The sequence below is a fragment of the Micromonospora antibiotica genome, from assembly GCF_017599305.1.
Classification (GTDB): Bacteria; Actinomycetota; Actinomycetes; order Mycobacteriales; family Micromonosporaceae; genus Micromonospora; species Micromonospora antibiotica.
Genome location: NZ_JAGFWR010000001.1, coordinates 413,724 through 428,496, shown reverse-complemented (window position 1 = coordinate 428,496; position 14,773 = coordinate 413,724). Strand labels below are relative to the sequence as shown.

At 72.6% G+C, this 14,773-nt stretch carries 11 protein-coding genes; 8 read left to right on the top strand and 3 right to left on the bottom strand.

Features of this window, described 5'->3' with window-relative positions; translation table 11 throughout:
- Positions 1–274: 274 nt before the first annotated feature.
- Together JQN83_RS02010 and JQN83_RS02005 are read left to right on the top strand one after the other, a co-directional pair.
- Positions 275–3,151 (top strand): LppU/SCO3897 family protein, encoded by a 2,877-nt coding sequence (locus tag JQN83_RS02010; RefSeq protein WP_208565278.1) that lies wholly within the window; start codon positions 275–277, stop codon positions 3,149–3,151.
- A gap of 111 nt (positions 3,152–3,262) precedes the next feature.
- Positions 3,263–3,475 (top strand): hypothetical protein, encoded by a 213-nt coding sequence (locus tag JQN83_RS02005; protein WP_208565277.1) that lies wholly within the window; start codon positions 3,263–3,265, stop codon positions 3,473–3,475.
- A 45-nt stretch (positions 3,476–3,520) separates the two neighbouring features.
- On the opposite strand, the gene JQN83_RS02000 is transcribed toward JQN83_RS02005, so the two are convergent.
- Positions 3,521–4,609: a DUF2690 domain-containing protein gene (locus tag JQN83_RS02000; RefSeq protein ID WP_208565276.1), complete on the bottom strand. Its 1,089-nt coding sequence runs from the start codon at positions 4,607–4,609 to the stop codon at positions 3,521–3,523.
- A gap of 268 nt (positions 4,610–4,877) precedes the next feature.
- On the opposite strand from JQN83_RS02000, the gene JQN83_RS01995 reads away from it, so the two are divergent.
- The 4 genes from JQN83_RS01995 to JQN83_RS01980 all read left to right on the top strand — a co-directional run bounded on the left by JQN83_RS01995 (position 4,878) and on the right by JQN83_RS01980 (position 11,070).
- Positions 4,878–5,693: a hypothetical protein gene (locus tag JQN83_RS01995; RefSeq protein ID WP_208565275.1), complete on the top strand. Its 816-nt coding sequence runs from the start codon at positions 4,878–4,880 to the stop codon at positions 5,691–5,693.
- Positions 5,694–5,743: 50 nt separating this feature from the next.
- The gene (locus tag JQN83_RS01990; protein ID WP_208565274.1) at positions 5,744–6,646 is read left to right on the top strand and encodes a transglycosylase SLT domain-containing protein; all 903 of its coding nucleotides are present in this window, start codon (positions 5,744–5,746) and stop codon (positions 6,644–6,646) included.
- A gap of 530 nt (positions 6,647–7,176) precedes the next feature.
- The gene (locus JQN83_RS01985; protein ID WP_244251555.1) at positions 7,177–7,473 is read left to right on the top strand and encodes a nitroreductase/quinone reductase family protein; all 297 of its coding nucleotides are present in this window, start codon (positions 7,177–7,179) and stop codon (positions 7,471–7,473) included.
- A 144-nt stretch (positions 7,474–7,617) separates the two neighbouring features.
- Positions 7,618–11,070 carry an NACHT domain-containing protein gene (locus JQN83_RS01980; protein WP_208565273.1) on the top strand — a complete coding sequence of 1,151 codons (3,453 nt, stop codon included), beginning with the start codon at positions 7,618–7,620 and terminating at the stop codon, positions 11,068–11,070.
- 112 nt (positions 11,071–11,182) lie between these two features.
- On the opposite strand, the gene JQN83_RS01975 is transcribed toward JQN83_RS01980, so the two are convergent.
- Positions 11,183–12,127 carry an NAD-dependent epimerase/dehydratase family protein gene (locus JQN83_RS01975; RefSeq protein WP_208565272.1) on the bottom strand — a complete coding sequence of 315 codons (945 nt, stop codon included), beginning with the start codon at positions 12,125–12,127 and terminating at the stop codon, positions 11,183–11,185.
- Between the two features lies 1 nt (position 12,128).
- A complete protein-coding gene (locus tag JQN83_RS01970; RefSeq protein WP_208565271.1) occupies positions 12,129–13,625 on the bottom strand; it encodes a helix-turn-helix domain-containing protein in 1,497 nt (498 codons plus the stop codon).
- Positions 13,626–14,145: 520 nt separating this feature from the next.
- On the opposite strand from JQN83_RS01970, the gene JQN83_RS32710 reads away from it, so the two are divergent.
- Positions 14,146–14,517 carry a hypothetical protein gene (locus JQN83_RS32710; protein WP_244251554.1) on the top strand — a complete coding sequence of 124 codons (372 nt, stop codon included), beginning with the start codon at positions 14,146–14,148 and terminating at the stop codon, positions 14,515–14,517.
- Entirely contained in the window at positions 14,514–14,768 is a 255-nt protein-coding gene (locus tag JQN83_RS01960; protein ID WP_208565270.1) for a flavin reductase, read from the top strand. The genes JQN83_RS32710 and JQN83_RS01960 overlap by 4 nt, the downstream gene beginning before the upstream one ends.
- The last annotated feature ends 5 nt before the right edge of the window (positions 14,769–14,773 follow it).

The following is a 14,773-nucleotide window of genomic DNA, read 5'->3' as shown; positions in this document are numbered from 1 at the left end:
GTTCTCAACCCCCTGAGACCGGGATTCCCCCTCGCCATGACGCCCGGTACGGTGGTTCCGGTCGCCAACCGCCGACCTGGGCACCGATCGCGCCCGATGGATGCCGATCGACACCGCCCGGTGACGTGGAGTGACGGCCGGTGCTCCCTGGGTGCCACGCGCGCGAACCGGATACCGTGCGGGGAGCCCGCACGGCCGACCCGCCGGGCACCGGCGACACGGCCGACCGGACGGACGGCATCGGCGGCCGACATGTGATGGAGGAGGCGCACCCATGACGTCCGAGGGCCAGCACCGCCCCGGCCAGGAGCCGGACGAGGTGCCGCCGGGCTCCGGCGGACCGGTGCCGTACGGCGACCGACAGCCGCAGCAGGACCCCGGGTACGGCACCCCCGCCACGCCCGACCTCGGCTGGGCGCCACCACCCCCCACCGGCCGGGCCAACCCGACCGGTCCGTCCTGGACACCCCCCGCCCCACCGGCGGCCTGGGGTGGCGCGCAGGCTCCGCAACAGTCCGAACCCACCGAGGCGTGGGCCCCGCCGGCCCGGCAGTCACCGCCCACCGAGGCGTGGACCCCACCGGCCGGCCCGTCGCAGCCCGCCTGGGCCGGACAGCCGGAGCAGCCCGCCTGGGCAACCGCGCCCGCACCGGCCGCCGGAAACGCCGAGTCCACTCCGCAGCCCGCGTGGGCGCAGTCCGAGCAGCCCGCCCCGGCCTGGGCGCAGTCCGACGCCGGTGCCCGGGGTGCCGCCCGGGTGCCGCAGCCCGACAAGCCGGCGGGCGGTGGCTGGTCCACTCCGGCCGATCCGGCCCCGACCTCGCCCGCCGGCTGGGCGGGCCAGGAGGCCGCGCAGCAGGAAGCAGCCCCCGGCACCAACGGCTGGGGTACCGCGCCCGCACCACAGCGGGACGAGGCGGCGGGCACCAACGGCTGGCCGGGCGACGCCGCCCGGGGTAACGGCTGGCCGGCCGAGGACCGGGCCGGGGCCGATCCGGCGCGGGGTGGCTGGCCGGCCGACCCGCAGGACGGGCCGGGCAACTCCGGCGGCTGGGCGACCAGTGCTCCGGCGCACCCCGACGAGGCGCACCGCTCCGCCGGTCGGGCCTCGGTGCCCGTACCGGCCCAGCCGGAGCCCACGAACCAGGCGGGGTGGCCGCAGCCGGAGACCGGTGGACACCCGGGCGGCCACGCGTCGCCGGGCACCGCACCGGGTGCCGAGGGCTGGTCCACCGAGGACGATCCGGCCCGCTCCGGCGGCTGGTCCGCCAACCGGTCCGGACCGGACGACGCCGGTCGTCCCGGTGACTGGTCGAACGGGTCGCAGGAGGACCGGCAGCCGTCGTGGGGGGCACCGGAAGAGCCCGCCACGGCCCGCTGGGAGGGCCGCCGCGAGCAGCCCGCCCTCGATGCCTGGCCCGCCGGGGCCCCGCCCCGCACCGAACAGGACGACCCGGCACCGGGCCAGGAGTGGCCGGCACCACAGGCCGGCACCCGGGGTGCCGCCGCCGTACCCTCCCGGGAGGACCGCCCGGAGCCCGGGGCCTGGACGCCCCCGGAGTTGCCGGGGCGGGCGTCCGCGTCGGTGTCCGCACCCGACGGCCCCCCCGCCTGGGGCGGTGCCGCCGGTGACCACCACCCGCCACAGCGGACGGGTGTCGAGCGCCCGGTCGTGCCGGACGCCGAGCCGTGGGCGCCCGGGCAGGCGTGGGGCCACCCCGAGCCCGCCGGCCAGCCCGCCGAGGGGGCGTGGGAGCCCCGGCGCAACGAGGACCAGCCGATCTACCAGCCAGGGCCGGCCCCCGGCATCTCACCGGCCAACGCGGTGCCGCTCCCGCCGCAGGAGCAGCGCGTCCCCGGGGCGAGCCTGGCCGCCGCGCCGCCCGCCGACTACGTCCCGCCGGCCGCGTTCGGTGGGCCCGCCGAGCAGTCGCCGCACGGCCGTGAGGCAGCGGCCTGGGGTGCGCCGGAGCAGCCGCAGTTGTCGGCCGGTCCGGCACTGCCCGCCCAGCGACTCGCCCCCGAGGCCGAGAGCGCCGGCGCCGGTCGCGCCCAGGTGCCGGCCGCCGACGCCGGGGAGGCCGGTGCTGTCGGCCGGGCCTCCGCCAGCGCCTCGGTACCCATGGCCAGCCGGGTCGTCCCCCCCAGCGACCAGGGGGCCCGTCCGGGTGGTCCGGCGGTTCCGCAGCCCCGGGTGTACGGGCGACCGGCCCGCCCGGAGCCTGCGGAGGAGACCCCGGAGCACGACGACCACCGGCCCGAGCACGACCCCCGCTTCGCCGACCAGGACCGCAGCCGGTTCGACGGTGCCGAGCAGCCCCGGTTCGACGAGCCGGAACGCCCCCGCTTCGACGACCAGGACCGGACCCGGTTCGACGGTCCGGAGCGGTCCCGGTTCGACGGTCAGGACCGGGCGCACGGTTTCGGTGCCGACGCGCCCTCGTCCGCGCCGCCGGCCGCCCCGCCCGCGTTCGGTGGCGGCATCCCGGCCTTCGCCGACCCGGCCGGCAGCAACCGGCCGATGAACGGCACCCGCCCGCACGGGCCGACGGACCGGCCGGCCGAGCCGTACGGTGCCGGCCCGACCAGCGGCGCACCGGCCGGTGCCGCACCCGTGCCGGGCTACGGCCACCCGGCGCACGACCCCGCGCACGGCGGGTACGCCTCCCCGTTCCCGCCCGCCGGTCAGCAGTTCCCGGCCGCCGGTCAGCAGTCCGCACCGGCTGGTCAGCAGTCCGGTACCGCCAGTTGGCCGGCGGAATCGGAGCAGGGGCGTTTCGACGCGTTCAAGCCGGACCCGGAGCCGGAGCAGAAGGCCGAGCAGCCCGCCCCGAAGGTACGCAACGGACGGGTGCTCGCCCTGGTGCTGATCGTGGCGGTGCTGATCCTGGCCGTCCCGTTGGGCCTGCTGATGCTCCTCGGCAAGATCGGCTCGGACGACGGGCCGGCTCCCTTCAACCCGGCCGTCGGCTCCTGCGTCAAGCAGTCCGGTGAGAACGCGAGCGCGGCGGGCTGCAACGAACCGGGTGCCTTCACGGTGGTGTCCAAGGTGGACGCCAAGGAGAAGTGCACCGATCCGACCCAGCCGCACGTGGTGCTGCCGGGCGGCGGGGTCGACCGGGTGCTCTGCCTGAAGCCGGCCGGCCAGTAACGGCGTACCGACGGCGGGGCACGGTGGACCGTGCCCCGCCGTCGGTGTTTCGGGCGCTGTGGGCTGGGCAGTCTATGGGGCACAGTGACGTGGCCCGAGGAGGTAACCCCCATGGCAGGCAACGAGAACGAGGTCGACCGCAGCGCTCGCAGCGGCCGGTTCGTCAAGGAGAGCACCACCGAGCGGGACCCCCGGCACACCACCACCGAGCAGGTCGGTGGCGGCGGGGACCAGGAGGTCCACCGCAGCGCGAGCACCGGCCGGTTCGTCACGGAGACCACCGCCGAGCTGCACCCCTCGACGACCGAGACCCAGCACGTCTGACCGACGAGCCAGCACCGCCCTCCGCGCCCGGCGCGGAGGGCGGTGTCATGTCCGGGCGTCGGGTCGTACGCAGGGGGTCCGCGCGCTCGCCAGCACGCTGCGGTTGTCCGCCGCGGTGATGTCGACGGTGACGGACACGCACCCCGGGGTGGTCCGCAGGACGTTGCCGAACACGCTGTACACCTGGCGCTTGACCATGAACGGGTAGTCGAACCGGGTGACCGCCCCGTCGGACGGGCGGGTGGCCGACAGCCGGACTGTCGCCCCGGTCGGGACCCGCTCGGTGGAGACGAACAGCGGCCAGGCGGCCCGGCAGCGCGGCGAGTAGCGCAGCGTCAGGCTCCCGTAGGGCGGCTGTTTCGGGTCGGGGTCCGGGACCGGGACGGTTTCCGCGCTGACCGCGTCGACCTGGCAGCGTTCCTCCTGCGGGTCGGCCCCGTCGGTCGGAGGAGCGGCGGCGGGTGCCGGGAGCGACGTGTCCACGGGTCGCTCGGCCTGCCGGTTCGGGTGGGAGCGCGCGTCGACCAGCAGCGGCACGATCGAGCCGGCGAGGAGCACGGTCAGCCCTGCCGTCGCGGCCAGCGCCCACCGGGGCACCGCCGGCCGTCGCGTCACCGGCCGTCGCGGTGTCGAGACCCCCGGCTGCTGCAACCCCGCCGGCTCCGACCCCGCCGGCTGCGACCCCGGCTGCTGCAACCCCGCCGGCTCCGACCCCGCCGGCTGCGACCCCGCCGGCTGCGAGCCCGGTTGCGGCGGCCCCGAGCCGGCCTCCCGGTGCCAGCGGGCCCGCCAGGCCGCCTCGTCACCGCCGCAGGCCCGGACGAACGCCATGGTCAGCTCCAGCGACGGCAGGCGGGCCCCGGACAGCACACCCGCCAGCGCGGTGTGCGAGTAGTGCGCGGTCGCGGACATCTTCCGGAGCGACGGTTGCCCGGCCTCGCGCCGGAGCCGGGCCAGGTCAGCGACGAATTCGCGGTGCCGGCTCTCGCCGTCGTGATCCCCGCCCTCGCCGTCGTGTCCGCCGCCCTCGCCGTCGTGGTCCCGGGCAACGCCCGCATGATTCCGGCCGTTGTCGTCGTGGTCCCCGGCGTCGGCGGGAACCTGGCCGTCAAGTCGTCCACTTCGCCCCGTCATGGGCCCTCCCCTGCGTGTAAACCCTGGTGTCAACGTGTGTCATGCCAGTGCTTTACAGGCGGGCGTCAGGACAGGATCGACCCCGGAGCAGCCACCCGCCGGATAGGTGCCGCTGAATATGATCTCACGGGGAGTGTCGGCCCCGGCACGCATCCGAACGGCTCGAAATCGCGTTCACCCCGGGGATACCGGACCGCGCGAGCCACCGTCCGACGGGCCCACCGCGCCGATTCCGGGGCGGTGCCGAACTCTCGACAAGGAGAACCGCGTGTACCAGCCGAACGGTACGAATGCCACCGGCGCAGTGCCCCGCCGGGGACTGCCGCGACTCGTGGGGCGGATCCTCACCGCCTGCGCCGTCACGGCGGTGGTCCTGGTGGGCACGGCCGCACCGTCGTTCGCCGGCATCTCCGGTTACAGCGTCGCCGGCACGGGCGGCGCCGGCCTGATGGTCCGCACCAGCCCGTACGACGCGAACGCCGGCTCGGTGGCGCTCCTGGGCGACGGCACCGGGTTCGTCGCCGAGTGCGCGGTACGCGGGCGCAACATCTCCGGCAACACCGTCTGGCACCGGATCAGCTCCCCGGCCAGCGGTTGGATCAGCGACTACTACACCAACACGCCGGGGTTCAACCAGTACCTCGCCGGTGAGCCGGAGTGCTCCACCACCCCGCCACCCACCGGCACCCGGGAGGACCGCGCCATGGCGTGGGCCCGCTCGGTGATCGGCCAGGCGTACACCAACGGGGACCTGGGTGACTCCAACCACCAGTGGGACGGCTGGTGCGACAACTTCGTCGGGCACGCCTACGGTCGGGCGGCCAGCGGCTACGCGTCGGCGATCGTGCACTACAACTCGCTGCTGTCGCGCGGCATGATCCGCACCACGGGCACCCCGCCGGCCGGCGCGCTGGTCTTCTACGCCGCCGCGTCGATCAACGGGTACTACGGCCACGTGATGCTCTCCGAGGGCAACGGCAACTACATCACCTCGGCGGCCACCGTCCGCCGCGTCTCGCAGAGCTGGCCCGGTGCGCCGTACCTCGGCTGGTCCTACGCCGACCCGGAGTGGACCGGGCGCTGACGCCCCCACCCGGCCCGGCTCCCCTCCGGTCGTCCGCCGAAAGGATCACGATGCGTCTCCCCCTTGCCGCCCCCGCGGCCCGACGTGCCCTGCGTCTGGCCCTCGGCCTGACGCTGGTCGCCGTCGTCGGCGTCAGCGCCATGCCCACCCCCGCCACCGCCGCATCCGCCACCACCGGCCCGGCCGCCCAGGCCGCGCCGGCCCCCCGCCCGGCCGACCAGACCAAGGCAGCGTCCCGCCCGGCCGACCAGGCCAAGCCGGCCAGCGTCGGTGGCCCCGCCACCGGTGCGAAGGCGAACCGGGTGGGCGTCAACGCGGTCGGCATCGACCTGTGTGCCCAGGTGGCGTACGCCGCCGGGTTCCGGAACAACCCGCTGGTCACGGCCGTGGCCGTGGCGATGGCCGAGTCCTCCTGCAACCCGTCGGCGGTCGGCAGCAATGGCCCCACCAGCGGCTGCTCGAACGGTTCGCTGGACCGAGGGCTGTGGCAGATCAACAACTGTTACCACCCCACCGTCACCGACAGCTGCGCGTACAACGCCCAGTGCAACGCCAACGCCGCCTACAGCATCTCCAGCGGCGGCAGCAACTGGCAGCCCTGGTCGACGTACAACAACGGGGCGTACGCCGGCTATCTGTCCGCCGCGCAGGCCGCCGTGGCCCGCCTCGGCGGCGGCAACCCGCCGGTCGGCGTGACCGGGACGATCCTGGCCAACCCGTCGCTCAACATCCGCACCGGGCCCGGCACCACCTACGGTATCGCCGGCTCCGTCAACTACGGCGCTACGGTGAACATCGCCTGCTACACCTTCGGCGAGTACGTCAGCGGCGGCTACTGGCCGTCGTCCACCTGGGACCGGATCACCAACCCGGCGACGGGCGTGACCGGCTACGTGGCCGACACCTGGGTCAACACCACCTACGACGTCAAGACGATGGTCGGTCGCTGCTGACCGTCCCGTCCGGGGCCGCGCGAGCAGGGTCGGACCCTCCCGCGCGGCTCCGCCGTGCCCGCCGCCCCTCCGGCGTGACCGCCGTCCCCCGTCCTGACCGCCGGCCCTCCGGCGGTGGCCGTGGCGGTGGCGGTGGGCGGTGGCGGTGGCGGTGGGCGGTGGCGGTGGCGGTGGGCGGTGGCGGTGGCGGTGGGCGGTGGCGGTGGCGGTGGGCGGTGGCGGTGGCGACCCACCGCCCTTCCGGGCGCGGCGGCGACCTGCGCCTCGCCCCTCCGGGCGCGGCGCCGGCGACCCACACCGTGCATGGAGAGCGGTATGCCTGACAGGCATAAATATGACTGACAGGCATATCGGTGTACGCCGGTGTCACTCCCCCCGGTCCTGGCCGGCAATCGTGGTTCTCCCTCACGTTCCGGGGGACCGGTCGGTGTTACGGTCGGCGTGGAGCTCTCACATCGACGACGGAGGCCCGGATGGGTCAACGAGGATCGTTTCCCTCGGGATTGGCACGGTCGTTCAACACCCGGGTCATGGCGCTGCGGTCGTCGCCCCGCTGGGGGCGGTTCCTCCGGCGGCACCTGGTCGTGGTCACCTACACCGGTCGCCGTTCCGGGCGGACGTTCAGCACCCCGGTCGCCTACCGACAGACCGGTGACACGGTGGTCATCCAGGTCGCGATGCCCGACGCCAAGCAGTGGTGGCGGAACTTCCTGGGCGAGGGCGGCCCGATCTCACTGAACCTCGACGGGGTCGACCGGGCCGGGCACGCGGTGGCCCGCCGGGACGACCGGGGCCGGGTCACCGTCACCGTCGACCTGACCCGCTGACGCGGCGGGCCGGCGCGTCGACCGTCCCGACCGACGTCCGGGTCGCGATGCCCGGTCCGGCCGGGTATCGACGTGCGTGCCGACCGGGAGCCGGTCGGCTATGTGACCCTCTCTTGTGGTCGGTGACGCCTACACTTGCCGGCCATGGACCCTGTCGCGCTGGCCACGGCGCTGGCAAAGTCGATCCTGGCGCAGCTCGGCAAGGAGATCGGCACCGCCGCCGCCAAGGGCGTCAAGGCCCGCGTGTGGGGAGACCCGGAACGCAAGGCCCTGGAACGGGCGTTGTGCCGCGCCCTCACCGAACTGAACAGGTCGTACGGTGACCGGCTGGCCGAGTTCGACGTCAACGACGGCTTCTGGGTGCACGAGGGCGCTCCCGAGTTGTCGAAGGTGCTCGTCCCCGGTGTGCCGACCTCGCCGGTGCGGCTGGCGGAACGGGCCGTCGACTCGCTGGGCCCGGCCGCCTCCGACGACGAGCGGTTCGACCGGATCGGCCTGCTGCGGCCCGCGTTCAAGGCCCTGCTCGACGGGTTGGACGCCGAGGTACGCCGCGAGGCGGCCCTCCAGGGGATGCTCGGCCGCTCCGATGCCGCGTCGACCGCCCAGGCGACCACCCGCATCGCCGAGCGCCTGGGCGCGGTCGACGCCACCGACGACGACCGGGTCGCCTACCTGCGCTGGCTGATCGACCAGCACCGCTACCTGCGTACCGTCGGGGTGGTCCGGAACACCACCGTGCAGCTTCCGTTGGGCGAGGTGTTCGTCGGCTTACAGGCGCGGCGGGACCGCAATCCCGGCGATCGGGCGCGGGCCTGGTTCGAGCGGGAGCGGGAGCGGCTGGCCGCCCTGGTGGCCGCGGAGGAGCTGGACCACACCGGCTTCGAGGCCGCCCTCGACCGATTGCAGACGCAGTACGGCCACCGGTTCGCCGCCGAGACCGAACAGCCGGCAAGGCAGCCGGTCCTCGATGCGGCCCGCGACGCCGCCCAGTTACTGGTCCTGGGCGATCCGGGAACGGGTAAGACCACTCTGCTGCGCTACCTCGCCCTGACCCACGCCCGAGCGCTAATCAGCGGCGAGCAGGTCCAGGGCCGGGACGCGCTGTTCCCGGTCTACCTCCGCATCGGCGAGTACGCCCGCCAGGGGTTCCCCGAGGGGGGCATCGGCAAGTTCCTGCCCCGCCAGCTCCGCCGCGCCGAGTGCACCCTGCCGGGCCTGACCGACCTGCTGCGCCGCCAACTCGACGCCGGCCGCTGCCTGGTGCTGCTGGACGGCCTGGACGAGATCGCCTCGGCGGAGCTGCGCCGGGGCGTGGTCACGGCGGTGGTCAACTTCGTAACCGCTCACGCCCGGCAGGGCAACCGGTTCGTGGTGACCAGCCGAATCGCCGGCTATCAGGCCGCCCCGCTGCCGGAGCCGTTCCGCGCGGTGCGGCTCCAGGACATGGACGACCCGACGATCACCCGGTTCCTCGACGTCTACTGCCGCGAGGTCGAACGCGCCGAGACCCCGGGCCGGTCCGCCGAGGCGACCCGACTGGCCGGCGCACGCGAGGCCACCGCGATCGAACAGGCCCTCACGACCAACGCCGGGGTACGCCGGCTCGCCGCCAACCCGCTGCTGTTGACCGCGCTGGTGCTGGTGCACCGGGCCAGCGGCCGGCTCCCGCACCGGCGGGTCGAGGCGTACGTGGAGGTGTGCAACGCGCTCGGCCGCACCTGGCGCAGCGCCCAGGGGGTCGCCGAGGCCGACCTGCCCGACGAGCGGATCCTCACCCGGTGGCTGACCGAGCTGGGCTGGTGGATGCACGAGCACCGCCCGGAGGGCGCCGCCACCCGGGCAGAGCTACTTGAAGTGCTCGGTCCGTTGTGGGCGGCGCACCAGGGCACCGGGTGGGATCCGCGGGTGCTGGAGGCCGCCGACCCTCTCCGCACCGAGGCCGGGCTGGGGGTGCTCGACTTCGTCGACAAGGCCGACACGCACACCGGCCTGCTGGTCGAGCGTGCTCCCGGCCGGTACGGCTTCGCCCACCTGACCTTCGAGGAGTACTACGCCGGCCGGGCGCTGGCGTTCCGTGGCTCGGCCACCGACCGGATCAGCGAAATCCGCCGCCGGTTGCACGACCCCCGCTACGAGGAGCCGATCCTGCTCGCGCTCGGCCTGATCGGCACCGACTACGTCGAACAGATCGACGACGTGGTGGCGAAGGCGATCTATCCGGCCGAGGGCAACCCGAGCCCGTACGAGGAACTGCTGGGCCGGGACTTCCTGTTCATGCTCCGGGTCCTCGCCGACGACACACCCCTGAAGACCGCGACCATCGACGCGGTGATCAACCAGGCAATCGACGAGTGGCTGGACCAGAAGCACAGCAGGTGCCGTTTCGCCGCATATCGGAGCGCCCTATCGGCACGGTTAGCGGCGTTGAGCGGCACCAAGGCCGCTGATCGATTCCATGCTGCCCTGGAAAGCCAGGCCACCAAACTCACCTCCGCCAACCACCAGATTTGGTGCGGACTGGCTGGCATCGCCGCGCGACTGGGCCCGCTGCCCCCAGCCATCACCGCCACACTGGTCACTCTCGCCGCCACCGCCACCGACCCGCGCATCCGCATCCGCGCGGGATCGGCGCTGGCCATCGGCGGAGCACTCACCCCACCCGTCATCACCGCCCTGACCACCCTCGCCACCACCACCACCGACCCGCACATCCGCATCGGCGCGGGATCCGCGCTGGCCGACGGCGGAGCACTCACCCCACCCGTCATCACCGCCCTGACCACCCTCGCCACCACCACCGACCGGGACCTCCGCATCGGCGCAGTATCGACGCTGGCCGACGGCGGAGCACTCACCCCACCCGTCATCACCGCCCTGACCGCCCTCGCCACCACCACCACCGACCCGCACATCCGCATCGGCGCGGGATCCGCGCTGGCCGACGGCGGAGCACTCACCCCACCCGTCATCACCGCCCTGACCACCCTCGCCACCACCACCACCAGCCCGCACATCCGCATCGGCGCGGGATCCGCGCTGGCCGACGGCGGAGCACTCACCCCACCCGTCATCACCGCCCTGACCACCCTCGCCACCACCACCACCGACCCGCACATCCGCATCGGCGCGGGATCCGCGCTGGCCATCGGCGGAGCACTCACCCCACCCGTCATCACCGCCCTGACCACCCTCGCCACCACCACCACCGACCCGCACATCCGCATCCACGCGGGATCCGCGCTGGCCGACGGCGGAGCACTCACCCCACCCGTCATCACCGCCCTGACCACCCTCGCCACCACCGAGTTTGGGTTTATAGGAACCAAAGCCGTAAGAGCGCTGTGTCAGGCTCCACCTACCGGCAAGCTCCAAAGGGTTTTTATACTACTATTGAGGCATAATGAAGCCGACATACGGCAGCAGGCTAAAGGCGCGCTGATTGATCTTTCGCGACGTCGTCCGGAACTCGTATCCGATGTCCTGTCGGAGCTGGTGAGAGCGTGCAGTGGTCCCACATCAGGGAGGGTGCCAGCCTGGGACGAGGCATATGAGACCTTACGGGCCTATATAGAGGTCGCCCTACCGAGCACCGAATAATGAGCAGGTCGGAGACCTCAGCTCGGCCCTGAAGGGGAGAGCGTTCACATCGGGTCAGATCCGCACCCGAGGCGTATTTGACGACAGCAATCACAAGGTTCGTCAGCCGGGCTCAGCCGAGGCGTTGCCAGGCTGTCCAACCGTCCGTGATCATCCGAGTCAGGCCGGAGCAGGCCGGTTCCCAGCCGAGAAGCGCCCGCGCCCTGCTAATCTCCCCCACCAGGTGTGACGGCTCCGGCTTCGGGGGCCGTTGCCGCACCGCCACGGACCGGCCGGTGACCTGCTCGGCGGCGGCGATCACCCCGGCCATGCTCGTTCCGACCCCGGAGGCCAGGTTGAGGACATGGTGGGTGCCGGGTGTACACGCGTCAAGGGCGAGGCGGATGCCGGTGGCGACGTCGGCGATGTGCACGAAGTCCCGTACAGCTGAGCCGTCGCCGTTGAGGGTGAGGTAGTCGATTTGGCCGGTCATCGCGCGGAAGACGTTTGGGATAAGCCGCACCGGGTCGGTGTCGGCGATCCCGTCGACCGCCCCGGCGACGTTGAACGGGCGCACAGTCATCGCCCCGAACGCGCCGGTCGCGGCATACCCGGCCACCATCTGCTCCGCCGCGACCTTCGACGCGCCGTACGGGCTCTCCGGGTGCACCTCCAGGTCTTCCGACAGCGTGCCGCTGCGCTGTGACCCGTACACGATGTTGGTAGAGGCGAGCACGAACGACGCCGGGGCCGCCCGGTCGCGTACCGAATCCAACGCCATCAGCAGGTGGAGCGTGCCGGTGGCATTGACGTTGAAGTAGGTCAGCGGGTTGGCAAGCGAGTCGCGTCCGCTGGTGAGCGCGGCCAGGTGCACGACACCGTCGTAAGACCCGGTCCGAACGACCGCCGCGATCCCGGCGCGGTCGCGGAGGTCGCCGGTCACCAGGTCGGCACCCGGTGCCGGCTTACGGTCGGTACGCCCCCGGCTCAGCACGGTGACCCGATGGCCGGCGGCGAGCAGGTCGAGAGCGACGGCGTGCCCGAGGAAACCCAGCCCACCGGTAACCAATACGTGCACGTCAATCCCTTCCCAGGATCGTCCGGCGGTGTTCCCAGGCAAGCTGGATACAGCCAGCGGCAGCCGGCGCGAGCTGCCCGCCGCTGGTGATCTCGTCGATGGTGTGGCGGGTGAACGGCAGCGCCGATGTCGGCTTGAGCCGGCCCGTCGTGACCACCGTGCCCTCAGCGTTGAAGGTGACCATGTCGGCAAAGAGCCGGTCGTACGTGGGACCGTCGAACACCGCGACGGTCAGGATCTCTCCCCACAGGGTGAGGGCGTCCAATGCCACGCCCAGGCAGAAGACCCGAACACCACCGGCCTGGTACGCCTCGACGAGCGACGCCAACGGCTCGGCGTGATAGTCGGCCGGTGCACCCTCGCCACCGTGCTCGGCGTTGCCGAGGAACTCTTCGCTGTACTCCCGGACGATGTTGCGCCACAGGTCGAAATCGTCGGCCTGCGCCGCCGGCAGGACGCTCGACGGTTGGAAGACACCGGCGGGCATGATGTGCAGGGTTCCACCCGCCATCGCCACCTTGCCCACCGCCCGGTGGTGCAGCACGAAGGTCACCCCGTCGGGGTCGGCCCGCAACGTCAGCGTGTCGACGGACGACGGCACTACTGGCCGGTGATCCGACGCGAACGGGTCACCCACCAGCCGGCGGAACGCCAGATTGCGCCATGATGCGGGCAGGATCCCGCTGCCGTCGCCGGTGATGTGGGAGGCAGCCATCTCGTGGGCCAGAGCCTCGGAGACGTCGACACCACCGAAGTAGGTCCCCTCGGTGAAGGTCAACGCGCGGTCCGTGCGGAGCCAGTCGACCCCGGTGAGGTGCCAGGCCAGCCGGTTCTCGAAGAGCTGCGGCTGCTCGACGTCGCGGAGCGCGAGACTGTAACGCTGGTGTCTGCGATCCGGTGAGATCAGCGGGCGAACGGGGGCCGCCGCGTCCTCGGTGCCCGTTACCAGCGGCGGCGACGATGCCGGCGAGAATGCGATACCGAACTCACTCAGCTCAATCGGGGCAGGGGGTAGCCAGCCCGATGCCGTGATCAGGCCCGTGTCACCAAGCCGGTGCTCGCTGCCGTACAGCCGGGCAGCCTCTCGTGCCAGCGGCACCCGGTGGCCGTTCAACTTCCGTCGGACGGCTCGCCATTCGTCCTGATTGGCTTCGACCTGAGGATGCACTGTCGCATCCGACCCATGCTGAATGACCAAGCCTCCCGAGTCCAACGCGGAGGATACGGCCTGATCTGGGGTGATGCGCTGACGCGTCAACCCGAGCGTTTGCACCGAGACGCCGAAGTGCTCGGCGAGGAGTTGCCGATACAGCGCAGACGGGTACGTGACACCTCGCTCCCACCTGCTGACCTGGTTGGCAGTGATCGCCAATCTCTTTCCACGCGGCACGCCCAGCCGGTTGAGTGCGTCGGCCACATCCTGCTGTGTCTGCCCGCCCCTGTCACGGAGGTTGTAGAGGGCGAGGTTCGGTGTCGCGTCCCTGGCACGAGCCGGCATGTCCCCCTCGGTGGCGTGTCGTCGACTGCGGAAATGCCTAGTCGATGCCTAGTGGATACGAGTCACTGCCGATCGGTGACCGTTCGATCACGTCACCAGGAATGGTCTGCTTGATCTGTGGTCGTGATCGATCGACCAGGTCACCGCCATCACACTTCGCCGCCGAGAGTAGCGGATTCCACACCGGAGTGTCACCAACCCGGCCACCGGCGGGGGTCGGGATCAGGAGACCGACTTCATGTCGCCGAGATAGCGGTTTCCGCTCGCACCGATACCGCTATCTCGGCGACATGGCGAGCCAGCACCGATGGGTAGGAGGTCCCGTGAAGAAGGACGACCAGCCGAAACCCGCTCCGAAGCCCCACCCCAAACCAGCCCCGCAGCCCCCACCACCGCCCGCGCCGCCGATCGTCCCCGGTCCGATCGGCCCGTTCATTCCGCCCTACCGGGGGCCGGGCCGGATGACGAACGTCGTCGTGCCGGATCGCTGGACGGACAGCCGGAACCGGGGGCCGGGACGATGAAAGAACCGAGACTGAGGGGCGGCGACCTGATCCACCTGACCCACGAGGTCAGCCCGCAGTTCGTCAGGCCGATCACGGTACGGGTGATCCGTGAGCTGCCCGACCGCCACACGTACGACGGCTGGACCTGGATCGAGGCGTACGAGCTGGGGCCGGACGGCCTGGCCCGACGACGGCGCGAGCTGTACGTCCGCCGCGCCGGGGTGCGTTGGCTCCCCTCCCCGCCTCCGGCAGCGCCTCGGCCACCCGCACCACGGGCGGCGGTGAAACGGACGACCCCGAAACCGAAAACCGGAGCGGCGAAGCCGACGGCAGGAAGGTCGGCGGCAAGGAAGCCGGCAGCTCACGGCTCGATGGTGTCGACGTGACGCCGCTCGACGGGCTCGCCCATCGGCCGCTGCGCCCGATCTGGCTGTGCCGCCTCGACGCGAACCCGTGGCCGTGCGGGGAGGCGAAACTCGCCCTGCGCGCCGCGTTCGCCGACGATCGGCCGGCTCTGCTGGCCCTGCTGTCGGCGCTGCAACGGGAGGCGGAGGAGCACCTCACCCAGCTCGACAGCGGCCGGTCGAACAATCTCACCGACCGCTTCCTGTCCTGGGCACGGCCACCCGACCACTGAGCCCT